The following is a 21765-nucleotide window of genomic DNA, read 5'->3' on the forward strand; positions in this document are numbered from 1 at the left end:
ACGTAAACCCTAAACGGGGTTTCATCATTCCCGCTATGCGTTATTTGCCCATCAACAACCAGCTTTTCGTCCGCAACCGCGAACGGCTCGCTTCATTACTCAAACCTAAATCGCTGGTCATCGTCAACGCCAACGACATCCTGCCAACCAATGCCGACGGCACGATGGCGTTTCGCCAGAACAACGACCTGTTTTACCTGACGGGGGTCGATCAGGAAGAAACGCGCTTCCTGCTCTTTCCCGAACACCCCGACCCAAAATTCCGGGCGGTGCTGTTTCTGCGCGAAACCAGTGAACTGATCGAAATCTGGGAAGGCCACAAGCTGACCAAAGCCGAAGCGGCACAAACCACCGGCCTGCCCGAATCGCAGATTTACTGGACGCATCAGTTTGAAACGATCTTCGCGCAGCTTGTCTTCGAAGCCGAGCACGTGTACCTCAACGCCAACGAGCATACCCGCGCCGACGTACAGGTGCAAACGCAGGACGCCCGCTTCATCGAGCAGTTCCGCAACCGCTACCCGCTGCACCGGCTCGAACGGCTGGCTCCGCTGATGCACAACCTGCGGGCTATCAAGCAACCCGAAGAATTGCCCTTGCTGCAAACCGCCATCGACACGACCGACGCCATGTTCCGGCGGCTGCTGGGATTCGTGAAACCGGGCGTTTGGGAGTACGAAATCGAAGCGGAGATGATGCACGAGTTTCTGCGTCGTCGGTCGCGGGGAGCGGCCTACAACCCGATCATTGCGTCGGGGGCCAACGCCTGCGTACTGCACTACATCGACAACAGCGCGCAGTGCAAAGACGGCGACGTGATTTTGCTGGACCTTGGTGCCGAGTACGCCAACTACAACGCCGACATGACCCGCTCAATCCCGGTCAATGGTCGGTTTACGCCCCGGCAGCGGGCCGTGTACGATGCCGTACTGCGGGTACTACGTGAATCGAGCGCGATGCTGAAGCCGGGCAATCTGTGGGATGAGTACCACCGCGAAGTGGGCAAGGTGATGGAGTCGGAACTGATCGGACTGGGCCTGCTCGACCGCGATGCCGTAGCGGCACAGGACCCCGATGCACCCCTGTACAAGAAATACTTCATGCACGGCACCTCACACTTCCTGGGTCTGGACGTGCACGACGTGGGCAACAAATACCGGCGGATGGAACCCGGCATGGTGTTCACCGTTGAACCGGGCATTTACATTCGCGAAGAAGGATTGGGTATCCGGCTGGAGAACAACGTGGTTATCACGGAAACCGGCAACACCGACCTGATGGCCAACATCCCCATCGAAGCCGACGAAATTGAGGAGCTAATGAATCGGTAGGTTTAATGGTTAAGGTCTAAAGTGTAAGGTTTTACCGGTAGGCCCACTGGTGGCTAACCAACCTTAAACTTTAGACCTTAACCATTAAACATCAACCCTTAAACCACCGACACCTTCTTGCTGGTTTCGAGTTCGAGGGCGATGTTGAGCCCGGCATAGATACGCCGGATGGCCGTTTCCATACGCCCCCAGCCTTCGTCGGATTGCAGGTCGATGTCCATGATGCGTTCGTGTTGCGCACTCAGCAACACCATGTGCGTGACAGCCGACACCATCAGACTCGTGATCGCCATCGGGTCATAATCGGCGAATGGAGCAATTTTGTTAATCAGATTTTTGAACGACTCATTGCGAAAAGCCGCCAGCCGCTGCGCCAGTTCGGTAGCGCCGTGGGTCATTTCCCACCGAATCAGCTCCTGCGACGATTTGCGGGCGCGAAACTCCTGCATGAACTGAATTGTGTAGTCGGACCAGAGTTTGCTCCGAATTTCGGGCGACGGCGATTCGGGGGCCGTTTCCAGGAACTTCTCGTTAAAAATAGACAGAAAAAAGCCGCGTTGAACGTAGGCTTCCAGCAGGCCGTTCCACCCACCGAAATATCTGTAGATCAATACCTTATTAACGTCCGCCCGTTCGGCAACCGCATTGATGCCCGCTTTTTCCGTACCACGTTCGGCCATCACTTCGCCCATGGCCCGCAGAATACGCTCCATGGTCAATTGTCGATTTCTGCGCTTAACAACTTTCATCCCTGCTGAGTTTTAATGGTTTAAGAGGTCATAGCTGGATTACGGATGATCCAGCTTACCCAAAAAGAGGTTCACTAGCTAGCTAGTTAAGAAACAAATATGCCATTTACGAATGATGTTACCAAGCGGTAACGTCATTCCTTGCCAACCAATCGATAAAATTGTTGCTGTAATTCATCGGCGGCCTGAAAAATCGCCTGTCGCTTGGTCAGCAACGGAATCCAGAAAGGTAGTAGAGAATTGAGGTGCCAGGCGGGTGTGAGTTCCTGATCGAGTTTGACCTGAAGCAGGCATTCATCGACGTCGGCCGTTACGCAGTCGAACGCCAGACTGGCGTCGCTGAAAAGCAGGCGGGGTATGAGTGTGTGCGGTTTGCCTGCCTGGCGCAACCAGTCGATAAGGTGTACGACTTCGTTGGTATGCAGCAGTGTGCCTATTCCGGCCGATCGGCGCTGATGCCAGCCCGAGCGCACGGCCACTTCCAGCAGTGGCGGATCGTTGGCCTGTTGACCGTACTGAACACCGATCAGCTGCAATTCGAAAAAGCTTTGGTTACCAGTCAGCCGCATATCTGTGTGTATAAAAACAACATAGCCTGACTCGATACTGGCAGAGTCAGGCTATCTGATACTTATGTACGTAAATTTATGCGGTTCGGTTGCCTACTACTCAGGATATGTGTCCAGCTGGGTAGACAACTCCTGAATAGCCTTCTCCAGCTGACTCTTGCTAAGCAGCATATCCATCTCCAGTGGAAAGTCGGGGTACTGGTGCCAGGTAGGTGTTATCGACTGACCGAACTGGATGTTCAACCGATACTGATCGTTAGGCAGCGCCATACCATCGACGGCCAGCCCCGGCTGTGCAAACAGCATCGATACCCGGTTGGCCGCTTTCGACGATAACGATTTCAGCACATTAACCAGCCGCTGCACTTCCCAGGTGCGCATCGACGCAGCCTGGGTATCGGCCTGTTGCCGCCACATTGTCGAGATCCGGCACGACAGGTTGCTACGCTCCCGGTAATTGGCGGCCTGGGCAGCGTATCCCGTAATCGAAAGTTCGAAAGAGCCGGTGGAGGAGTTTAGTTTCATGGCTGACGTATAGAGAGAACAATCATTTACCTATCAATCAAATATAGTACTCAATTGTTTGGCGATCAAGCCCGTAAAAAGATAAGTCATTCGGTATCAGGCGATCTTTCGGTAAAACCTAGCCTATGGTCCGGGAAGCCAATTTGATAACATCCCCGGCCCGCTTCATTCGCTATCTTTGCGGTCGAATTTTAGTTTATAACCAACCAGGCAAGTACATGGCAACAGTGCTCATTATTGGAGCAGGCGGGGTCGGCAGTGTTGTGGCGCACAAATGCGCGATGAACAGCGACGTATTTACAGACATTACACTGGCAAGCCGCACCAAAGCAAAATGCGACCGGATTGCAGCCGAGATTCAGGAGATGCACGGCGTAACGATTCAGACGGCGCAGGTCGATGCCGACAACGTCTCGGAAACGGTCGCGCTGATCCGGCAGGTCAATCCCAAACTTGTTATCAACGTCGCGCTGCCGTATCAGGATCTGCCGATCATGGATGCCTGTCTGGAAGCGGGGGTTCATTATATGGATACGGCCAACTACGAGCCGAAAGACGTAGCCAAGTTTGAATACAGCTGGCAGTGGGCTTACAAGGAGCGCTTTGAGCAGGCGGGGCTGATGGCCCTGCTCGGTTGCGGCTTCGACCCCGGCGCTACGCAGGTGTTTACGGCTTACGCCAATAAGCACCACTTCGACGAGATGCACTACCTCGACATCGTCGATTGTAACGCGGGCAACCACGGCAAGGCATTCGCCACCAACTTCAACCCCGAAATCAACATCCGCGAGATCACGCAGCCGGGGCGTTACTGGGAGAATGGCGAATGGGTCGAGATTCCGGCCATGAGCATTCACAAGCCCATCGAGTACCCCGAAATCGGTCCCAAAGAATCGTACGTGCTGTACCACGAAGAGCTGGAGTCGCTGGTGAAGAACTTCCCGACGCTCAAGCGCGCCCGCTTCTGGATGACCTTCGGACAGGCGTACCTGACCCACCTGGAAGTACTCCAGAACGTTGGCATGACCCGCATCGATTCGGTGAAGTTTCAGGGGATGGACATTGTACCGCTCGAATTCCTGAAAGCCGTGCTGCCCGCCCCCGATTCGCTGGGCGAAAACTACACGGGACAGACCAGCATCGGGTGCCAGATCAAAGGCGTGAAGGACGGCGCCGACCGGACGTATTTCATCTGGAACAACTGCGACCACGCTGAAACCTACAAGGAAGTACGCGGGCAGGCCGTCAGCTACACGACGGGCGTTCCGGCCATGATTGGGGCTATGCTGCTGCTGACGGGCGTCTGGATGAAACCCGGCGTCTGGAACTGCGAAGAGCTTGATCCCGATCCGTTTATCAAGCAGATGAACAAGCAGGGGCTGCCCGTGCAGGAGCGTGTCGACATTACGCTGCCACACGAATACTAAATAATCTTAATTTCATCGGTAGGGGTCAATTTTTTTACGACTTTTAGACGTCGTATAAATAGACTTCTACCGATGAAACCTATCCTTATTCTAAGTCTGCTCATCAGCGTTTCCAGCTTGGCCCAAAAAACTGACTCGCTGCGGGCTACCCCGGCCCAGCCTGCCCGAACGGGCTACGTTATCAGTCAGCAGGAACGGCAGCAGATGGTCGACATGGCTTCGGCACCGGGGATGGGCGTGGGCAACGTCCGCACCTTCGACCAGCGCTACGAGGGGTTGCGCGGCACTCCGTATATGTTTCCCTACTGGGCCAAAGGGTACGTCGTGCTGACCACCGGCCAGCGCTACGACAAAGCCCGGATCAAGTACGACGCCTACCACCAGGAACTGCTCATTACCCAGCCCCCCATCCGGCCCGACTCCATTCTGATCGACCGCGAACGGGTCAGCTGGTTCGTGATTCAGACGCCCGACAGCAACGGGGCCATTCTGTTTCGGCGCTTTCCCGACCTGCGCGCGGCCGACGCCAATCTGAAAAACAGCTACTACCGCGTGCTATCCGACGGGCCGCACACACTGCTGCAACGCATTTCCAAAACGTTCCGGCCCGCCAGCTATCAGGGAACGTACTCCCGCGATGTTCGCTACGACGCGTTCGACAACAAAACGGATTATTACATTCTGAGCCCCGACCAACGGCTCAGCAAGGTAAAGCTGACGACCAAAAGTCTGCTGGCAGCCCTGACCGAAGACCTGTCGACGCAGAAAGCTCCCCGCAACCTCGACGACCTGCGCAAGCAGACCGTCGGCAACGAAGCCCAGGCGGCTCAGTTTGTCAAAGACTTCGACGGCGGCAGCGGCACACCGTCTAACTAATTTTCCGACATTGGTGGTCTAACGACATTCTATTATCCATGCACCGTTTTTCATTCCTGTGTACGCTTGCCACCCTGCTGCTGAGCGGTTCGTTGACCATGGCTCAATCCGCCGACCCCACGGCCAGTTTGCGGCTGAACAACCTGTCGAGCCCCGGCGGCAGTCCACTGATTTTTCGCATCGATAACCGCTATGAAGGGCAGCACGGCACGCCCTACCTGCTCGACACCTGGACGACGGGGCAGATAGCCCTGACCGATGGGCGGCAGTACAAGGAAGTGCCGCTGAAGTTCGATGCCTATCGGCAGGAAGTGCTGATGCTGCGCCCAAAACAGAACAACGACTCGATTATTATCGATAAGAACACGGTAAACCGGTTTCTGATCGCCGGACCCGATGGGCAGTCGTATCTGTTCGGCCGCTACCCGTCGGTACAGACAACCGATAACCTGCTGAAGAACGGGTATTTCCTGATTCTGTACACGGGCAAAAACGCCCTGCTCAAACGGATTGCCAAGACGTTCAAGCCTGCTGATTTCAAGGGGGGATATTCCGCCAACGTTCGCTACGACGCCTACAGCGACGCCAATTCGTACTACCTGCTCAAGCCCGACCAGACACTGACCAAGCTTAAGCTCTCGAAAAAAGCCCTGCTGGAAGCCATGAACGACCGCGCCGACATGCTTGGCCCCTACGCCGACAAGGAAAAGCTGGACCTAAAAACCGAGGACGGGGCCATTGCGCTGGTGAAACAGTACGATACACTGTAAGTAGTCAGGTTCACAGTTTCAAACGAACCCCCAACCGGTTAATCCGGCCGGTGCCCCAAACGCACAGCAGCGCAAACAGCAGCGATTTTAGCAGACCAACGCTACCCGCCAGCAGCGCAAGCGGTAGGTGTAAGTGGGCCAGCACGACGATTGCGTACGCAAAATAGGGCATCAGATAACACAGCAGCGTATCGGTTCCGGCGGGTTTGATCACCCGAAACCAGTGCCCGTTGCCACCCACATCGACGAGCCAGTGCAGGGCTGTGAACGCCAGCAGCGTGAAGGCACTGCACAGAAACAACCAGGCCGGTGTTGCGCCCAGCTTCGCCAACCCCCAGATCGGACGGGTGTAAATTGACAAACCAATTAAGACAAGGCTGGCGATCACGAAGCCGATGGTCATAAGCCGAGTCCGGCCCCGTTCGACGCAGTAGCGAAAAACGCTGGCCGTCAGCGCGCCACCCAACGTTAGTCCGGCCAATGTGCCGCCACTAATGGCGTCGGGGATGAGCCGAACGACCGGCGGCAACAGATTCGCTTTGGCGATCATACTCAGCGCGCAGAAGCCGACCCAGATCAGCGCCAGCACCGCGATCCGGTTACGGGCGATCAGCGTTGCCAGCGCTCCGGCCAGATACGACCAACCGATCAGCCCGAGAATACCCCACCAATGCGGCTGAAACCGGCCAAGCGGTTCGCCACCCCGGTACACGACCGCCAGGGTCAGCAACACCAGCCAACCTACGATTTTCAAGCCGATCAGTAGCGGCCGGGCAACCGATTTTGGGTAGCTGTTCCAGATCAGGATAAAGGCCCCGCAGGCCAGTATGTTCCAGACGACCCGCTTCATTCCCGTTGCCGCTTCGTTGATATACTCACCATTGACCAGCCACAACCCCATCACCAGCAGGGCAAGCGTTCGGCTCAGGATATGCATCGCAATCTGCCCGTCGGAATCACCCTTGCTGCGCCGGTGCTGAATGGCAAACGGAGCCGACAAGCCCACGATGAACAGAAAAGCCGGGAATACCACGTCGGCCAGCCCGATACCGTCGACCCCGCCCGGCACGTGCTCCAGCCAGGCGGGAATGGCCGTCAGCGACCATAAATCATTGACGAAGATCATCAGCACCGTCGTCAGGGCGCGCAGCACGTCGATCGAGTCGACGCGGGTAAGCAGTCGATGCGTTGGGGCGGCAGTGTTGGGTACAGACGTTGAGAGCATAGTCGTAGCGTTGAGTTGTCAGGGCGTGTTGACGGAGATAGCCAGCAGGTACCAGGCCGCGTGGGGCAACCATTGTTCGGCCCAGCGCCAGTCGTAGTCTTTGCCAGTCTGTTTGTAGGACAGGTTGAAATCGATGCCGTGCTCATCATTCAGCCCCGACGTAATGCCGTTGACGATACCACCGGGGGAGTTGGTGTACTCGAAGGTTCCGAAAAAACCGTAGGCCGGGTTGTTATACCCTACCCCCTGCAACATGCAGGCGTCGAACGGGTTCAGGCCCAGAATCCAGTTGAGCTGATCGAGCGCGAACTGCTGCAACCGGTTCTGAAACGACTTATCATCGGCGAACAATGGAATCGCCAGCCGGGCGGCCGTCGCCATCGACCCCAGCCGCGCGTTTTCTCCCTGCCACCAGGGCGATGCTTCGCTGCCATGCGGAAAGAAAAACGCGCTTTTCCGGACGCCCAGCGTATCCTGCACCAGTTGCCGACTGTAGCCGAACGGATTCGTTACCTCGTGCGTAATCCACAGTTCGTGATCGAGTGACCGACGCGCTGCTGCTTTGATAAGCGACTGCGTTTCGGCCGGTGCCAATGCATAGTAATCCAGCAAACAAGCCAGCGGCAAACCCGCGTCAGACGGGTGAAAAAACGGCCGGTCCTGCGCGTCGACCCGCCAGTAATCGCGGTACTGCTTCCAGTTGGCCAGCCGATTGATTAGTTGCCGGGCCCGCCTGTCGGCCACTTGCCGATACCGCTCCTGCTGCGTAGTCCGGTACAGTTCGGTGGCCGCGCTGAGGGCACAGTAGTCATCGAGCATGTTTTCGCGGCCGTCGTTGGTCATACTGGCATTATCCTTTTCCAGAAAGTCGAACGCGCGTTCGGCGGCAGCGAGGTAGGCTTTCCGGTCGTAATCGCCCGCGACACTGTCCGGGTATGCAGCGGCCATCGCCAATCCGGCAATGGCCAGCCCGCCCCCCGACCGGTAGCTGACCTGATAGCTGCGCCAATTGTCGTTGCTGATCCGGTCGTGGAACGACTGCTCTTTCGACTGCTTGATACGGTAGCTCTGCTGTTCGGGCTGAATGAGCCGGTCTTTTGCCAGCTTGCCCGGCCCCGGCGCCCCCACCGACCGGTAGAACGACCCGCCGGGAGCCTGTACCCGCACCAGATAATCGGCCCCGTACATGGCTTCGTCAAGCACCCGACGCAGGTACTGTCGGAAATCGGTACCGGGTCGTTTCAGCAGTTGGCCGTGCGTTTTGAACAAACTCCATACCGTCAGGCTGATCTGCTGCGGGTTGAAGTACGACGAAAACGACAGGTGCGACAGGTGTTTACCGTAATCGCCCGACGCGTCGTACCAGCCGCCGTGCGCGTCGACGGTGGTGGCTGTCGGCCCCGTGGTAAGCGGCAGGTGATGATCCGCTTTGTTGAGCAGGCCCGAACTGCGCTGCCCCTTGAAGTAGTAGATCAGGTCGGAGAGCGTATGCTGTTCCAGCACGTTACGCCCAACCTGAAACGGGTGCGACACGACCGAATTGTTCTTCGTAGCTACCCGCAACTGGTACGTCCCTTCGGTCGTGAACGGCGAAAAATCAAGCGTCCAGAACACCCCCATTTTCCACCGATCGACCGGACCGCTGTAGGTCGGCGCTCCCGTGTACACCACCGCACCAGTCTTACTATCGACCAGTTGAAACGCAGTAACAGGCACTTGCTTATCGGCCATGACAACCGCCTGCTTGGGTCGGTTCTGTTCGTAACCAACCTGATTGGTCAGTATGCGCACGGACTGCGCCCAGCCGGTTGGCAACCCACTGATGGCAAGAACGGCGCTAAGCAGGAAACGAGAAATTAGGGGACTCGCTCGGGTAATTTTCATCACTAATTCGACGGTGTTTGGGCCGCCCACCGGATGGCGTTGCGCACCATGGTGGTGTAGGCTGTGTTCTGAAACAAGGCGGGGTGGTGCCCCATGAAGAAATAGACGTTGCGCGCTTTGACCCGTTCGTTCGACCAGATTACCGGATGATCGCCCATCTTTTTCGGCGAATTGGGCTGGTATGTTGATTCATCGACAGCAGCCAGTACGTCGACGTTTGGGCGCGGGCTTTTGTCGTAGGTGTACCATTCCTCCCGCTCAATCGTGAACGAAGCTGGTACGTCCTGCATCATTGGATGCTGCCGGTTCTCGACCCGCACCGTAGCCGTGACGAAGCTCGCAATATAATCTTTGTAGCGGATGCCGCCCATAAACTGCGAGAACCACGGCCACAGGGCATAGCCGTCGAACTCGCCCAGCAGACTGGCGTGGTGAAAGCCGATCCAACCACCCCGCCCCTGCTCTATGTACTCGACGAAAGCCGCTTTGGCCCGGTCTGTCCACCGGTAAGGCGGATAGTCCAGCTGGATGAATAGCTGGTACTGTCGCAAAAATTGGCGGTCAATGGAATCGGTCGTTGTGATGTAATCGACGGAGAAGGACTGGTCCCGGCCGAGCGTCGACAGCCACGCTTTAGCCGCCAGCACAAACGGTTTGTGAACGCTCTCCGCTTCTGCGATGGCCAGCACCCGAACAGTTGGCTTTACCTGCGCCAGCGCACCAGTAGCCATCAGCAGCCAGGCAGTCACGATTACAGGCAGCAAACGGCCTGCTCGTCTGTTCGTTCGCTTCATCGATATGTTGAGTCTACGTCGGTTAAAAGCAGCATTTCTGCTCTAACCTACTAGATCAGGGCTATGCAACAGGCTTCACCCCACGAAAAAAGCTGTTGGGTAGGTAGTATCGTGATACCCGGTGAATGTACAAAATTGCCCATCCGTCCCGGAATTACTTAGCTATTTACAGCAGAAGGACCTTGTATAGTACTTAATAATTATGCTCAAATCTGTTAATAACATAATATCTACATTCAAACTATACTATCGATTTTTTCGATCTACGTAGAATATTATGCCCCCAAAAGTATCATTTAACGAATTTTCTATTAGTAGTTTTTAAGACGTTTTTAATAGTCTTTAAATTTTTTACATAATTTTAACCTCAGCCAATTTTTACCCAACAGTTCAACAGAATGTCCGTATGACAAAACATTTATTCGCGTGCTTACTAGGAATCTGGCTCGCAGGCTCAGCAGCCTACGGCCAGTCCCGGCGAATCACCGGGAAGGTTACCTCTGGAGAGGACGGCACCGACATTCCCGGCGCGTCGGTCGTCATTAAAGGAACAACAACCGGTGCTACTACCGACGCCGACGGGATGTACTCCATCAACGTACCCACTGAAAACGCCACGCTCGTATTCAGCTTTGTGGGTATGGTGTCCCGCGAAGTGCAGATCGGCAACCGGTCGGTACTCGACGTCGTGCTATCGTCGGACAACAAGCAGCTTCAGGAGGTAGTCATTACTGCTCAGGGTATCGCCCGCGAGAAGAAGGCACTCGGCTACGCCGTTACTGCCCTCGACAAGAAGCTGATCGAAGACCGCCCACAGGCCGATGTTGGCCGGATTTTGCAGGGCAAGATTCCGGGCGTTAACATCACGGCGACATCGGGCGTATCGGGAACGGGTACTAACATCACCATTCGCGGCTATTCGTCCATCACCGGTTCGACGCAGCCCCTGTTTGTGGTCGACGGCGTACCGTTCAACTCGAACACCAACTCGCGTGACGGCTTTACGCAGGGTGGGCAGTCGGCATCGAGCCGCTTCCTGGACCTGGATCCCAACAACATCGAAAACGTTACCGTACTGAAAGGACTGGCCGCTACCGTAACCTACGGCGATCAGGGCCGTAACGGCGTTATTCTGGTCACGACCAAAAACGGTACCCGCTCGGCCCGGCCGACGGAAGTATCCGTTACCCAGTCTTACTTCACCAACACAGCGCACCTGCCCACCTACCAGAACGATTACGTGGGTGGTTTCCAGCAGAACCTGGGCTACTTCTTCAGCAACTTCGGCCCTACCCTGCCGGAAGCGTATGCTTACCCCTCGCAGAATACCAACACGGCCCTGACCAACCACCCCTACGCCTTTTTCAGTCTGGCGTCGCTGCGGGAGGCAATGGCTCCATACGTCTCGTCGCTGGGTAAGTATCAGATGCAGATTTACCCCAACAACGTAAAGGATTTCTTCCGTACGGGTCAGGTAGCGACCACCTCGCTCAACCTGTCGGGTGGTGGCGAAAAGGTAAGCTACAACATCTCAGCGGGCTACCACAATGAGCAGGGCTACATCCCCAACAACGGCCTGCGCAAGCTAAACCTGGGCCTGGGTATCAACGCGCAGCTGAGCAAGAAAGTGAGCATCGTTACCTCGCTTAACTTCGCGAACACCGATCAGTTTTCGCCCCCGCTCAACGCCGGACAAGGCAACAACACGCTGGGTGGTTTCCCGTCGGTACTCGCCAACGTAATGTATACCCCCCGGCAGGTCGATCTGATGGGCTGGCCTTACGAAAACCCCATCACGGGCGGGTCGGTCTATTTCCGCAGCGGCAACGACATCCCGAACCCACGCTGGATTCTGGACAACTACAAGACGACGGGCGTTGTCAACCGTCTGTTTGCCTCGACATCGCTCACCTACGACATCGCCAAAGACCTGACGTTCCTGTACAAAGTCGGGCTGGACACGTACACGGAGAATCAGCAGTACATGTTCAATAAGGGCGGGGCTGACCTGGTCAACGGGTTTTATAACACCTTCGACGTTCGGAACACCATCTGGGACAACAGCGCGATTCTGTCGTACACCAAACCCGTCAGCGACAAGTTTACGCTCTCGGCCCGGCTGGGTGCCAACATGCGGAACGACCGCTACAACTCGACCTCGGTTACCAGTCAGAATCAGCTGGCCCGCAATCTGTTCCGGCACAACAATTTTATCGACAACGTAGCGTCAAACTACGCCAACGAGCAAACCCGGATCGGTATTTTCGGCGAAGTAACGGCTGATTTCAACAACTACCTGTTCCTGAACCTGGCCGGTCGTAACGACTGGACCTCGACGGTGGAAGTAGCCAACCGGGAGATTTTCTACCCCTCGGCCAGTCTGTCGTTCGTGCCTACCACGGCCTTCACGGGCTTGCAGGGGGGCGGTGTTCTGAACTTCCTCAAACTGCGCGCAGGCGTGGGTACGTCGGCGGGTTTCCCCTTCCCCTACAGCACCCGCAACGTGCTGAATCAGAGCGCCCGGGCGTGGCTGACATCAGCCGGCACGACGGTGCAGACGCACTCGGTCGACAACACATTGGGTAACCCCAACCTGATGCCGGAGCTGCATACCGAATACGAAGCGGGCGTGGAAGGTAAGATGTTCAACAACGTTCTGAACTTCGACCTGACGGTTTATCAGCGCAACACCAGCAACCTGATCACGTACAGCCCACTCGACGCATCGACGGGCTACACCAACACGACGATCAACATCGGTAAGATTCGCAACGAAGGTATCGAGCTGAACCTGAGCGGGACGTTCTTCAAGACGGCGTCATTTGCCTGGACACCAACGCTGGTTTTCTCGCGCAACCGCCCTAAAGTTCTCGATCTGGGTGGCACCTTGCAGGAAGTACAGGTGGCTGGTTTCGGCAGTTCGCTGGGTAACTACGCCGTGGTAGGTCAGCCCTTCAATGTGATCAAAGGTACGGGCTTCCGGCGCAACGAACAGGGCCAATACCTGATCGACGGTGGTGGCTACCTGTTGACGACGACCTCGCCGGTTGTACTAGGCGATCCGAACCCGGCCTTCACGTCCAGCCTGATCAACAACTTCACTTACAAAGATCTGTCGCTGGAAGTGATGGTGGCCTACCGTCACGGCGGTGCCATGTACTCGACAACGGCGGGTGCCCTGCTGGGTCGCGGTCTGACGATCGACAACGCGCTGGGGGTGGTATCGACCGGGCGCAGTCGATGATTATTCCCGGTGTTAAGCTGGCCGACGGCACACCGAACACGACGCAGATCACGGCTTCGGACTTCTACTTCAACAACTACTACTTCTTCGGCGACGAAGGCCGTATCTACGACGGGTCGACGATCCGGTTGCAGGAAGTATCGCTGTCGTACCGGTTGCCCAAGCGGCTGCTGAACAAAGTCGGTATCAAGAGCGCGTCGTTCGCGCTGACGGGTAACAACCTCTGGTACCGGGCACTCTACTTCCCGAAGGGTCTCAACTTCGACACCGACAACCTCGGCCTGGGCGTCGGCAACGGACTTGGTTTCGAGTTCCTGACGGGCCCCAGCTCCCGGCGGCTGGGCGGTACGCTGCGCCTGACGTTCTAAATCGATTCGATTCCGAAGCGTAGCGAGCCTGTTACGCTTTGGGTCTACCTTAACAAGTCTTATCAAATGCTAAAACGATATATAGGAGTCTCGTTACTGGCAGCTAGTCTGCTGGGGGTGGGTGCCTGCAAGCTCGATTTGCTCGACAATCCCAACGCTGTAACGACCAACAATACCGATATCAACTACCTACTCAACTCGATTGAGCTGACCTACCGGGATCACTTCGCCGGGGTGGGCGATTCGGGCATGCGCCTGACGCGGATGCTCAATCAGGGATCGGCGATCTACGACAATGCCGTGTCGCCGGGCAACTACGACGGCGTCTGGACAACGGCCTACGCGGGTCTGCTCACCGACGTCAAAACGCTTATCCCCATCGCGGAATCGCGGCAGCTGCTCGTTCATGCGGGTATCGCCCGGACGCTACGGGCGTCGACACTGGTGAACCTGGTCGATGCGTTCGGTGACGTGCCATACACGGAGGCTATCGACCCGACCAATTTCAACCCCAAAACCGACGGGGCGCATCGATTTACACGGCAGCGCTGGCCGAACTCGACAAAGCCATCGAGAATTTTTCGGCTACGTCGAGCACGGGTGCTTCCGGCGATCTGATCTTCGCTGGCTCAACCGATAGCTGGATTCGTACGGCCAACACGCTCAAGCTGAAGATTTACCTGAACCGCCGTCTGATCGACAAGTCAGGCTCGACCTCGGCGATTAACACGCTGATCGCGGGTAACAAGCTGATCTCGACCAACGCGCAGAACTTCGTCTTCAAGTTCGGCTCGAACCTGACCAACCCCGACACACGGCACCCACGGTACGCCGGGCAGTATGGACCATCGGGCGGTGGCGACTACCAGTCGAACTCATACATGGGCACGATGTACTCGTCGAAGGGCTTCCCTGATCCCCGGATGCGGTTCTACTTCTACCGACAGACGGTACGCAACCCGACGGACGTCAACGTGCTGCGGTGTATCACCAACAATAAGCCATCGCATTACACCGATGCCGACGTATTCTGCCTGCCAACTAGTGTAGGGTACTGGGGTCGCGATCACCTGAGCAACGAGGGTATTCCACCAGATGGTCTGCTGCGTACGGCCTGGGGTGTGTATCCGGCTGGCGGTCTGTACGACAACAACGCCGGGGTACCCGTATCGCTGGGTGCCGGTGCCGGTGGCGCGGGGATTCACCCGATGATGATGCGCTCGTTCGTTGATTTCATGCTTGCAGAATCAGCCCTGACACTCGGCACGACGGGTTCGGCCCGTGACCTGCTGAAATCAGGTATCGAGAAGTCGATGGCCGACGTACGTACGATGGTACTCGGCACGACGGAAAGCGGCAAAATCAGTGCGTACGAATCAGACAACAAAATCGTATGGTCGGATGAAGTAACGAAGTACGTCAACGCCGTGCTGGCCCGTTACGACGCAGCCACCACCGACGATGCCCGGCTCAACGTAATCGGCACCGAGTACTGGCTGGCGCTCTACGGCAACGGTATCGAGTCGTACAACCTGTACCGCCGGACGGGCAAGCCCGCTAATCAGCAGCCCGCCCTCGATCCGAACCCCGGCAGCTTTGCCCGTTCGTACTACTACCCGGCTTCGTACATCACCCGTAACGCCAACGCCAAGCAGAAAGCCGCCGTTACCGTGCCGGTGTTCTGGGACAACAACCCGACCAGTCTGTTCCGCTAGGCCACTCTAACTGATTCGCATCTGTTCATGAAAAAGATCATATCCTTTTTGTTTGTCGGCCTCGCTATCGCGGCCTGTCAGACCGATATCGTCAGCCACCTCGACGACAAAACGCTGGAAAACGGCGGCTATATGCGCACCGTTACCCCCTACCCTGTCAGCAACAGTACGTTCAGCGTCAGTAAGGCGAACCTGAGCGGCACAAAGCTGGAACTGGTGGCTGAGGCCGTAACGCCCAACTCTGGGGCGCTGTTCTCGTCCTACGATCTGTCGATTGCGTTTGTCGATGCAACGCCGAGCAATGGCACCAAGAGCGTCTCGGCCGTCGCCCTGAAATCGCTACCGTCGAGCAGCTTCGCCAAAGACGCCACAACGGGCTACCCACGTGCGACGCTGTCTATCACCGGCACCGAGGCACTGAACGCCGTGAAGCTGACGTCGGCCGACATTACCGCCACTGATTATTTCACCGTAACGGCGGTTATGAACCTGACCAATGGCAAGTCGTTTTCGGCGGCTAACACGGGCGTAAACATCACGGGGGGTGCTTTTTACAGCTCGCCCTTCACCTATCGCATCAACGTCGCGAACTAGGTAGTTTTTGAGTGTACGAAAAAGTCCGGCACCCACGTGGTCGCCGGACTTTTTTTCGTTTATGGCTGTGCAATCGAACTGGTGCGTGCATCCATATGAGAAACCGTTTCTATCATGGCTCGCTTCCAATTTGTTTCCCTACTTTTTTGCCTGCTGCTATGTATCAGCCAATTCGTATCTGCCCAGCAGGTTACAGCGCAGGATCTGCTGCTGCGCGAGCTTAAGCAGACGGGTGAAATTTACACCGTCGTTGAGAAACAGCCGACTTTTTCGGGCGGTCAGAACGCATTGCAACAATACCTCAGACAGCATCGGCGGTACCCCGAAGCAGCCCGTAAAGCTGGTATCTCGGGACGGGTATTTGTCGCATTCGTTGTGAATACGGATGGTAGTATTCAGGATGTAGAACTGCTCAAAGGCATTGGATTGGGGTGCGATGAAGAAGCGATTCGCCTTGTCAAGGGTATGCCGAAATGGATACCGGGTAGTCAATCTGGTAAAGCTATTCGCGTCAAATACAACCTTCCTATCGCTTTCGGACTGACCGAATAGATGAACCATACGATCATGATTGGCTGCATGAAACACAGCTGGCTGATGAGTTGTGTAATTGGTGGGTTCGCGTTACTTTCGTCCTGCTCGACCACGCTGTTACAGGTAACTCCGAATCCACCCGATCTAAGCATATATCTGTGTTCTATGGCAAACCGTAATCCTGAATTTCCCGGCGGTATCGACGCTTTGCTCGCTTACGTCGATCAGCACAGTACGTACCCAATCGAAGCTGCTCAGGCTGCTATTACCGGGAAGGTATTTATCTCATTCATCGTCAGCAAAACTGGCGACGTCACCAACGTCAGCGTACTACAAGGGCTCGGCTACGGCTGCGACGAAGAAGCGGTTCGACTCGTTCGGGAAATGCCCCGCTGGATACCCGGCAAACAAAACGACGAGTACGTGAACGTAAAATACACCCTACCCGTATCATTCGGCACGGGGAATTAACTTGGCAAGCCTTTGCGGCCTTCCTACCTTTGCGGTATGAATTCGCCCCTGCTACAGTACCTCGACAATCCCACCGGAACGAGCATTCCCTCTCCCTGTTTCGTGCTCGAAGAAGCTAAACTCCGCCGGAATCTTCAGCTCATTGATTCGGTGCAGAAATCGGCCGGTGTTACGATCATTCTGGCCCTGAAAGGCTTTTCGATGTTCAGCGCCTTCCCGCTCGTACGCGAGTATCTGAGTGGCGCAACCGCTTCATCACTCAACGAGATCAGGCTGGTAAACGAGTACATGAACGTACCGGCGCATTCGTACATCCCAGCCTACCGCGACGACGAATTTGCCGAAGTCCTGACCCGCAGCAGCCACCTGACGTTCAACTCCTGGAGTCAGTGGGAGCGGTTCAGCGGGCGGGTTGCGGCTTACAATGCCCAACGACAGGCCGACGGCAAACCAACAGTCTCGTGCGGCATCCGGGTCAACCCGCAGTATTCGGAAGTAGCCACGGATATGTACAACCCCTGCGTACCCGGCTCCCGGCTTGGCTCGACCCGCGATCAGCTACCCGACCAACTCCCCGACGGGCTGGATGGTATTCACTTCCACACGCTCTGCGAAAACGATTCGTTTACGCTCGAACGGACGCTGACAGCCCTCGAAAGTCGCTTCGATGCGCTGCTGCACCAGGCCAAATGGGTCAACTTCGGCGGGGGTCACCTGATGACCCGCGAAGGCTACGACACCGATCACCTGATCGGTTTGCTGAAAGCGTTTCGGGAAAAATATAACGTCGACATCATTCTAGAACCCGGCTCGGCCATCGCCTGGCAGACGGGCGTCCTCGTTTCGACGGTTCTCGACGTGGTCGACAGTCAGGGTATCGACGTGGCCATTCTCGATACCTCGTTTGCGGCCCACATGCCCGACACGCTCGAAATGCCCTATAAGCCCCGCATTCTGAATTCGTACCACGAGCCCGTCGCGGGCAAACCGACATACCGGCTCGGCGGCATGACCTGCCTGGCGGGTGACTTCATGGGCGACTACTCGTTCGATGCTCCGCTCCAAATTGGCGACCAATTGGTTTTCGATGACATGATTCACTACACGATGGTTAAAACAAGCACGTTTAATGGCGTTAACCTGCCTAGCATCGGCGTCTGGAAAGAAGATGAAGCATTCTCGCTGATACGCTCCTACGGCTACGAGAGTTTCAAAGACCGCCTGAGCTAAGCGATCAACGAGGGCTTGTTTACTACCTGTTTCTGTTTTATTTTGAGGTAAATTCTGCTGCTATGCAAACGTTCGTCGTTGAAATTCTGGACGATAAGGCCGTTCCTCTTTTACGGGATTTGGAAAACCTGTCAGTTATCCGTCTGACAGAACAATCTGTGCTCCCAGAAATTACGACTAACGAGCCAGTTCGGAAACGGTCGGATCAGCTTCGTGGCTCGATCAGCCCCGAAGTAGCGGCCGATTTGCACCGTCAGCTAACGGCCCTGCGTAACGAATGGTAGCTGCTTATCTAGTCGACACCAATGTGTTGATCGATTATCTGGCAGACGCATTACCCGCTGAGTACACGTATCTGGTGAATGAGCTAATCGACAACGACGAACTGTATATATCGGTCATTACCCAGATTGAATTACTTTGTTTTGAGGCACCTGAAGCATATAATCAGTCGTGCCAAAACCTGATTTCGTTGGCGCACACGGTACCGTTGCAGGATCCAGCCATTATTGATAAAGCGATCAGTATTCGCAAAACAGCCCGAATAAAATTGCCAGATGCGGTGGTGGCGGCAACGGCTATCACACTCAACCGGTCACTGTTGAGTCGAAATGAGCGGGACTTCAAACGAGTTGATGAACTCCAGTACCGGAATCCGTATCACTAACAACACGCAGGCCCGGTCAGTGAGCTACTGACCGGGCCTGCGTGTTGTTAGTGAATGCTTAGTATTGCGAACGACCTTCCGATTGCGACGATTCAGAGTCGGCGGTACCACCCGAAACGCCCATGCCGCTCACGCGCGACGCGTTGCTACGTGATGAGTTAGCTGACGAATTACCAGTCTGCGGGCTGTAGGCACTGTCACCCTCGGCTTCGCCTGCACGAATGCCGCCATCACTGCCGGTTGTATCATCCATGTAATCGACGTCGTCGGATTCATCGGCATCGTCGCGGGTACCGCCCTGACGGTCCGCCAGATCATCGCCATCATCAGCCAGGGCCGATATACCCGCACCGCTGCGCGTGGACTCCCCGCCGACGGTACTTGTCATGGGGGCCTCTCCGCCCGTGGGTGCCGGATGCCCCGTTCCGCCAATTTGCTGACTCATATTATGTAACGACTCCGCGAGTGATGTGAGCGTCGACTTATCTTCGGCATCGACTGTACCGGCCAGCTTCTCCGTCTGCTTCGCCAGCTTTTGCAGCGTCTGCTGTACCTGCGTCGCGTTGGGCTGCCCACCCACAAACTGGGTTTTGAGTTCATCTAATCCGCCCAGTATGTCCGTACCGGTCGATGGGTCGGTTTTCAGAAAGCTGGTCCAGCTCTCGATGAGTGAGAGACCGTCCGTCATTGATACGCTGTTGGCATCGCCCCCGAACGCTTTTTTCGTCAGGCTAACCAGGTTTTCGGCATGTTGATCGAGTGCCATGAAATTGTTGGGTTTAGTAGTTTATGCAGTCAGACCGGCGGCCTGCTGATGTAGATTTTCCAGTACGGCAATGAGTTGCGCCAGTTCGGTCTGCTCGGCACTGGCCTCCGGCTTACCGGCAACGGCGCGGGTTTGGCTAACCAGTTGCTCCAGCAGTTCAGCAATACGCTGATTGTCGGGGCGGTTGTAGCGTTGCGCCGTGTCTATTTCCGGCCGCAGCAGTTCGAGCGTGTCCAGAATAGCCTGTGTTTCGTCGGTACCGGCGTCATTCAAATGATTCAGCCACTTGTCGATCAGCGACAGCCCTTCCGTACCCGTTGTGGTGTCGATATTGCCGTCGAGCGTATTCACGGTCTCGTCAATGAGCGAGATCTGGTTTTTGTCGTTGGAGATCATACAGCGTCTTCGTTTTCTACGTCCGTTGTATTGATTTGTTGACCCGACTGAAGGTCGGCAAGCCCATCGGCAAAGTCTTTCAGCACCGTCGACAGATTTTGAAGTTCGGCGATGTACTCGGTAGCAGCTGCGTTGTTGGCCAGATCGACGGTCATACCCGACAGGCCGTGCATCAGCCCGTCGATTTCGTGCAGGTCGTTTTTGTAGATGGCATCGCGCAGCTTTTCGAGCGGCTCAGCCACCCACTGGGTACTGACATTTGAGCGAACAACGAAGATCCATTCCTGCACCAGGTCGGCCCCGGCGTCGGGCGTAGGGGCGTCTTCACTACCCCCAAGCATGGCCAGCGTACGCTCAACCATACTGTCGATTTTCTCCTTTTCGTGATTCATACCGTTGCTGAGTTATGTTGAAACAGAACCGGTAATACGGGCAAATGTTCGGCCTTTGTGTTGGTTTTACCGGAACGGGACACCCCCACTCGGGCCAACCGGTTAAACACAAAAAACCTGCATACCAGAAAGCGTGCAGGTTTTTAAAGACAGCTAAAGTAGTACTGCTCAAGGCAATACTACGACAAAAGTAAGGCCTTCCGCTTTAATACAAGCAGGCCATATACGCTATTTTTTAGCGAACTCCCGGTGATAAGCCGCGTGGTACAGCTCTTCTTCGGGTAGGTTCTTGAAGTATTCATAGGTGATGCGCAATCCTTCCGAACGGGAAACTTTCGGTTCCCAGCCGAGAATCGCTTTCGCCTTGGTAATATCAGGTTGCCGCTGCTTCGGATCGTCTTTGGGCAGCTCTTTGAAAACCAGCTTCTGCGTTGTGCCGGTCAGCTTGATGATCTCCTCGCCAAACTCTTTGATCGTGATCTCCGACGGATTACCGACGTTGACCGGGTAAGCGTAGTCGCTCAACAACAGGCGGTAGATGCCTTCTACCAGATCGTCGACGTAGCAGAACGAACGCGTCTGACTACCATCACCAAACACCGTCAGGTCTTCACCGCGCAGGGCCTGGCCGATGAAAGCGGGCAATACCCGACCGTCGTTCAGCCGCATGCGGGGGCCGTAGGTGTTAAAAATCCGGACAATGCGCGTTTCCAGCCCGTGGTAGGTATGGTAGGCCATCGTCATCGCTTCCTGAAAACGCTTGGCTTCGTCGTACACACCGCGCGGGCCAACCGGGTTTACGTTACCCCAGTACTCTTCGGGCTGTGGGTGGATTGTCGGGTCACCGTAGATTTCCGACGTCGATGCGATCAGCACGCGGGCTTTCTTCACCCGCGCCAGACCCAGGCAATTGTGAATACCCAGCGATCCCACTTTCAGCGTCTGAATCGGGATTTTCAGGTAATCGATCGGGCTGGCCGGCGACGCGAAGTGCAGAATGTAGTCCAGCTCACCCGGCACGTGGATGAACTTCGATACGTCGTGGTGATAGAACTCGAAATTCGGCAGTTTGAACAGGTGCTCAAGGTTGCGGATGTCGCCTGTGATCAGGTTGTCCATCGCAATTACGTGATACCCTTCCTTGATAAACCGGTCGCACAGGTGCGAGCCCAAAAAGCCGGCCCCGCCGGTAATAAGTACTCGTTTCATTGGTAGGTTTAAAGTTTACAGTTTTAGGT

The 21765-nt window shown here is 55.8% G+C and carries 24 protein-coding genes; 14 read left to right on the forward strand and 10 right to left on the reverse strand.

Translation table 11 applies throughout. The annotated features are described in order from the left end of the window. The first annotated feature begins 35 nt into the window (after window positions 1-35). On the forward strand, window positions 36-1331 hold the full coding sequence (locus HH216_RS18780) for an aminopeptidase P N-terminal domain-containing protein (RefSeq protein WP_169552195.1): 1296 nt from the start codon (window positions 36-38) through the stop codon (window positions 1329-1331). 98 nt (window positions 1332-1429) lie between these two features. Here HH216_RS18780 and HH216_RS18785 read toward each other — a convergent pair whose 3' ends face one another. From HH216_RS18785 to HH216_RS18795, 3 genes are all read right to left on the reverse strand, one after another. Then, a complete protein-coding gene (locus HH216_RS18785) occupies window positions 1430-2050 on the reverse strand; it encodes a TetR/AcrR family transcriptional regulator (protein WP_169553442.1) in 621 nt (206 codons plus the stop codon). Between the two features lie 164 nt (window positions 2051-2214). Next, a complete protein-coding gene (locus HH216_RS18790; RefSeq protein ID WP_169552196.1) occupies window positions 2215-2649 on the reverse strand; it encodes a WapI family immunity protein in 435 nt (144 codons plus the stop codon). A 96-nt stretch (window positions 2650-2745) separates the two neighbouring features. After that, window positions 2746-3174: a WapI family immunity protein gene (locus tag HH216_RS18795; RefSeq protein WP_169552197.1), complete on the reverse strand. Its 429-nt coding sequence runs from the start codon at window positions 3172-3174 to the stop codon at window positions 2746-2748. 218 nt (window positions 3175-3392) lie between these two features. On the opposite strand from HH216_RS18795, the gene HH216_RS18800 reads away from it, so the two are divergent. The 3 genes from HH216_RS18800 to HH216_RS18810 all read left to right on the forward strand — a co-directional run bounded on the left by HH216_RS18800 (window position 3393) and on the right by HH216_RS18810 (window position 6247). Continuing rightward, window positions 3393-4601 carry a saccharopine dehydrogenase family protein gene (locus tag HH216_RS18800; protein WP_169552198.1) on the forward strand — a complete coding sequence of 403 codons (1209 nt, stop codon included), beginning with the start codon at window positions 3393-3395 and terminating at the stop codon, window positions 4599-4601. A 72-nt stretch (window positions 4602-4673) separates the two neighbouring features. Beyond that, window positions 4674-5477 (forward strand): hypothetical protein, encoded by an 804-nt coding sequence (locus HH216_RS18805; protein ID WP_169552199.1) that lies wholly within the window; start codon window positions 4674-4676, stop codon window positions 5475-5477. A 38-nt stretch (window positions 5478-5515) separates the two neighbouring features. Beyond that, complete coding sequence (locus tag HH216_RS18810) at window positions 5516-6247, forward strand: hypothetical protein (protein ID WP_169552200.1); 732 nt, start codon at window positions 5516-5518, stop codon at window positions 6245-6247. 10 nt (window positions 6248-6257) lie between these two features. Here HH216_RS18810 and HH216_RS18815 read toward each other — a convergent pair whose 3' ends face one another. Genes HH216_RS18815 through HH216_RS18825 form a run of 3 tightly spaced genes read right to left on the reverse strand, consistent with a single transcriptional unit; the run spans window position 6258 to window position 10150 of the window. After that, the gene (locus HH216_RS18815; RefSeq protein ID WP_169552201.1) at window positions 6258-7472 is read right to left on the reverse strand and encodes a DUF5009 domain-containing protein; all 1215 of its coding nucleotides are present in this window, start codon (window positions 7470-7472) and stop codon (window positions 6258-6260) included. Window positions 7473-7490: 18 nt separating this feature from the next. After that, window positions 7491-9356 (reverse strand): glycoside hydrolase family 9 protein, encoded by a 1866-nt coding sequence (locus HH216_RS18820; protein ID WP_169552202.1) that lies wholly within the window; start codon window positions 9354-9356, stop codon window positions 7491-7493. Between the two features lie 2 nt (window positions 9357-9358). Beyond that, window positions 9359-10150 carry a ThuA domain-containing protein gene (locus tag HH216_RS18825; RefSeq protein ID WP_169552203.1) on the reverse strand — a complete coding sequence of 264 codons (792 nt, stop codon included), beginning with the start codon at window positions 10148-10150 and terminating at the stop codon, window positions 9359-9361. 406 nt (window positions 10151-10556) lie between these two features. Here HH216_RS18825 and HH216_RS18830 point away from each other — a divergent pair, with 406 nt between their 5' ends. The 10 genes from HH216_RS18830 to HH216_RS18865 all read left to right on the forward strand — a co-directional run bounded on the left by HH216_RS18830 (window position 10557) and on the right by HH216_RS18865 (window position 18973). Then, window positions 10557-13394 carry a SusC/RagA family TonB-linked outer membrane protein gene (locus HH216_RS18830; RefSeq protein WP_254448511.1) on the forward strand — a complete coding sequence of 946 codons (2838 nt, stop codon included), beginning with the start codon at window positions 10557-10559 and terminating at the stop codon, window positions 13392-13394. Beyond that, window positions 13391-13762: a hypothetical protein gene (locus HH216_RS26165; RefSeq protein WP_254448512.1), complete on the forward strand. Its 372-nt coding sequence runs from the start codon at window positions 13391-13393 to the stop codon at window positions 13760-13762. The genes HH216_RS18830 and HH216_RS26165 overlap by 4 nt, the downstream gene beginning before the upstream one ends. Window positions 13763-13828: 66 nt before the next feature. After that, window positions 13829-14380 carry a SusD/RagB family nutrient-binding outer membrane lipoprotein gene (locus HH216_RS26920; protein ID WP_408641738.1) on the forward strand — a complete coding sequence of 184 codons (552 nt, stop codon included), beginning with the start codon at window positions 13829-13831 and terminating at the stop codon, window positions 14378-14380. Next, the gene (locus HH216_RS26925; RefSeq protein ID WP_408641800.1) at window positions 14311-15477 is read left to right on the forward strand and encodes a SusD/RagB family nutrient-binding outer membrane lipoprotein; all 1167 of its coding nucleotides are present in this window, start codon (window positions 14311-14313) and stop codon (window positions 15475-15477) included. The genes HH216_RS26920 and HH216_RS26925 overlap by 70 nt, the downstream gene beginning before the upstream one ends. A gap of 27 nt (window positions 15478-15504) precedes the next feature. After that, on the forward strand, window positions 15505-16071 hold the full coding sequence (locus tag HH216_RS18840; RefSeq protein WP_169552204.1) for a hypothetical protein: 567 nt from the start codon (window positions 15505-15507) through the stop codon (window positions 16069-16071). A 114-nt stretch (window positions 16072-16185) separates the two neighbouring features. Continuing rightward, on the forward strand, window positions 16186-16623 hold the full coding sequence (locus HH216_RS18845) for an energy transducer TonB (protein ID WP_169552205.1): 438 nt from the start codon (window positions 16186-16188) through the stop codon (window positions 16621-16623). A gap of 147 nt (window positions 16624-16770) precedes the next feature. Further along, a complete protein-coding gene (locus HH216_RS18850) occupies window positions 16771-17076 on the forward strand; it encodes an energy transducer TonB (RefSeq protein ID WP_169552206.1) in 306 nt (101 codons plus the stop codon). A 36-nt stretch (window positions 17077-17112) separates the two neighbouring features. After that, window positions 17113-18306, forward strand: a complete 1194-nt coding sequence (gene nspC, locus HH216_RS18855) for a carboxynorspermidine decarboxylase (RefSeq protein WP_169552207.1) — start codon at window positions 17113-17115, stop codon at window positions 18304-18306. 62 nt (window positions 18307-18368) lie between these two features. Further along, window positions 18369-18590: a hypothetical protein gene (locus HH216_RS18860; RefSeq protein WP_169552208.1), complete on the forward strand. Its 222-nt coding sequence runs from the start codon at window positions 18369-18371 to the stop codon at window positions 18588-18590. Beyond that, the gene (locus tag HH216_RS18865) at window positions 18584-18973 is read left to right on the forward strand and encodes a type II toxin-antitoxin system VapC family toxin (RefSeq protein WP_169552209.1); all 390 of its coding nucleotides are present in this window, start codon (window positions 18584-18586) and stop codon (window positions 18971-18973) included. The genes HH216_RS18860 and HH216_RS18865 overlap by 7 nt, the downstream gene beginning before the upstream one ends. 58 nt (window positions 18974-19031) lie before the next feature. On the opposite strand, the gene HH216_RS18870 is transcribed toward HH216_RS18865, so the two are convergent. From HH216_RS18870 to HH216_RS18885, 4 genes are all read right to left on the reverse strand, one after another. Then, window positions 19032-19739: a hypothetical protein gene (locus HH216_RS18870; RefSeq protein ID WP_169552210.1), complete on the reverse strand. Its 708-nt coding sequence runs from the start codon at window positions 19737-19739 to the stop codon at window positions 19032-19034. A gap of 21 nt (window positions 19740-19760) precedes the next feature. Continuing rightward, window positions 19761-20135, reverse strand: coding sequence for a hypothetical protein (locus tag HH216_RS18875; protein WP_169552211.1), 375 nt, complete (start codon window positions 20133-20135; stop codon window positions 19761-19763). Continuing rightward, window positions 20132-20527, reverse strand: coding sequence for a hypothetical protein (locus tag HH216_RS18880; RefSeq protein WP_169552212.1), 396 nt, complete (start codon window positions 20525-20527; stop codon window positions 20132-20134). Before HH216_RS18880 ends, HH216_RS18875 begins: the two co-directional genes overlap by 4 nt. A gap of 228 nt (window positions 20528-20755) precedes the next feature. Beyond that, window positions 20756-21736 carry a UDP-glucuronic acid decarboxylase family protein gene (locus HH216_RS18885; protein WP_169552213.1) on the reverse strand — a complete coding sequence of 327 codons (981 nt, stop codon included), beginning with the start codon at window positions 21734-21736 and terminating at the stop codon, window positions 20756-20758. Window positions 21737-21765: the final 29 nt, after the last annotated feature.

The sequence above is a fragment of the Spirosoma rhododendri genome, from assembly GCF_012849055.1.
Taxonomy (GTDB): domain Bacteria; phylum Bacteroidota; class Bacteroidia; order Cytophagales; family Spirosomataceae; genus Spirosoma; species Spirosoma rhododendri.

Excerpts from the sequence above, each read along its gene's own strand:
- HH216_RS18780 (WP_169552195.1), top strand. The coding sequence starts at position 36 with ATGCGTTATTTGCCCATCAACAACCAGCTTTTCGTCCGCAACCGCGAA.
- HH216_RS18790 (WP_169552196.1), bottom strand. The coding sequence starts at position 2,649 with ATGCGGCTGACTGGTAACCAAAGCTTTTTCGAATTGCAGCTGATCGGT.
- HH216_RS18795 (WP_169552197.1), bottom strand. The coding sequence starts at position 3,174 with ATGAAACTAAACTCCTCCACCGGCTCTTTCGAACTTTCGATTACGGGA.
- HH216_RS18800 (WP_169552198.1), top strand. The coding sequence starts at position 3,393 with ATGGCAACAGTGCTCATTATTGGAGCAGGCGGGGTCGGCAGTGTTGTG.
- HH216_RS18805 (WP_169552199.1), top strand. The coding sequence starts at position 4,674 with ATGAAACCTATCCTTATTCTAAGTCTGCTCATCAGCGTTTCCAGCTTG.
- HH216_RS18810 (WP_169552200.1), top strand. The coding sequence starts at position 5,516 with ATGCACCGTTTTTCATTCCTGTGTACGCTTGCCACCCTGCTGCTGAGC.
- HH216_RS18815 (WP_169552201.1), bottom strand. The coding sequence starts at position 7,472 with ATGCTCTCAACGTCTGTACCCAACACTGCCGCCCCAACGCATCGACTG.
- HH216_RS18820 (WP_169552202.1), bottom strand. The coding sequence starts at position 9,356 with ATGAAAATTACCCGAGCGAGTCCCCTAATTTCTCGTTTCCTGCTTAGC.
- HH216_RS18825 (WP_169552203.1), bottom strand. The coding sequence starts at position 10,150 with ATGAAGCGAACGAACAGACGAGCAGGCCGTTTGCTGCCTGTAATCGTG.
- HH216_RS18830 (WP_254448511.1), top strand. The coding sequence starts at position 10,557 with ATGACAAAACATTTATTCGCGTGCTTACTAGGAATCTGGCTCGCAGGC.
- HH216_RS26165 (WP_254448512.1), top strand. The coding sequence starts at position 13,391 with ATGATTATTCCCGGTGTTAAGCTGGCCGACGGCACACCGAACACGACG.
- HH216_RS26920 (WP_408641738.1), top strand. The coding sequence starts at position 13,829 with ATGCTAAAACGATATATAGGAGTCTCGTTACTGGCAGCTAGTCTGCTG.
- HH216_RS18840 (WP_169552204.1), top strand. The coding sequence starts at position 15,505 with ATGAAAAAGATCATATCCTTTTTGTTTGTCGGCCTCGCTATCGCGGCC.
- HH216_RS18845 (WP_169552205.1), top strand. The coding sequence starts at position 16,186 with ATGGCTCGCTTCCAATTTGTTTCCCTACTTTTTTGCCTGCTGCTATGT.
- HH216_RS18850 (WP_169552206.1), top strand. The coding sequence starts at position 16,771 with ATGGCAAACCGTAATCCTGAATTTCCCGGCGGTATCGACGCTTTGCTC.
- nspC (WP_169552207.1), top strand. The coding sequence starts at position 17,113 with ATGAATTCGCCCCTGCTACAGTACCTCGACAATCCCACCGGAACGAGC.
- HH216_RS18860 (WP_169552208.1), top strand. The coding sequence starts at position 18,369 with ATGCAAACGTTCGTCGTTGAAATTCTGGACGATAAGGCCGTTCCTCTT.
- HH216_RS18865 (WP_169552209.1), top strand. The coding sequence starts at position 18,584 with ATGGTAGCTGCTTATCTAGTCGACACCAATGTGTTGATCGATTATCTG.
- HH216_RS18870 (WP_169552210.1), bottom strand. The coding sequence starts at position 19,739 with ATGGCACTCGATCAACATGCCGAAAACCTGGTTAGCCTGACGAAAAAA.
- HH216_RS18875 (WP_169552211.1), bottom strand. The coding sequence starts at position 20,135 with ATGATCTCCAACGACAAAAACCAGATCTCGCTCATTGACGAGACCGTG.
- HH216_RS18880 (WP_169552212.1), bottom strand. The coding sequence starts at position 20,527 with ATGAATCACGAAAAGGAGAAAATCGACAGTATGGTTGAGCGTACGCTG.
- HH216_RS18885 (WP_169552213.1), bottom strand. The coding sequence starts at position 21,736 with ATGAAACGAGTACTTATTACCGGCGGGGCCGGCTTTTTGGGCTCGCAC.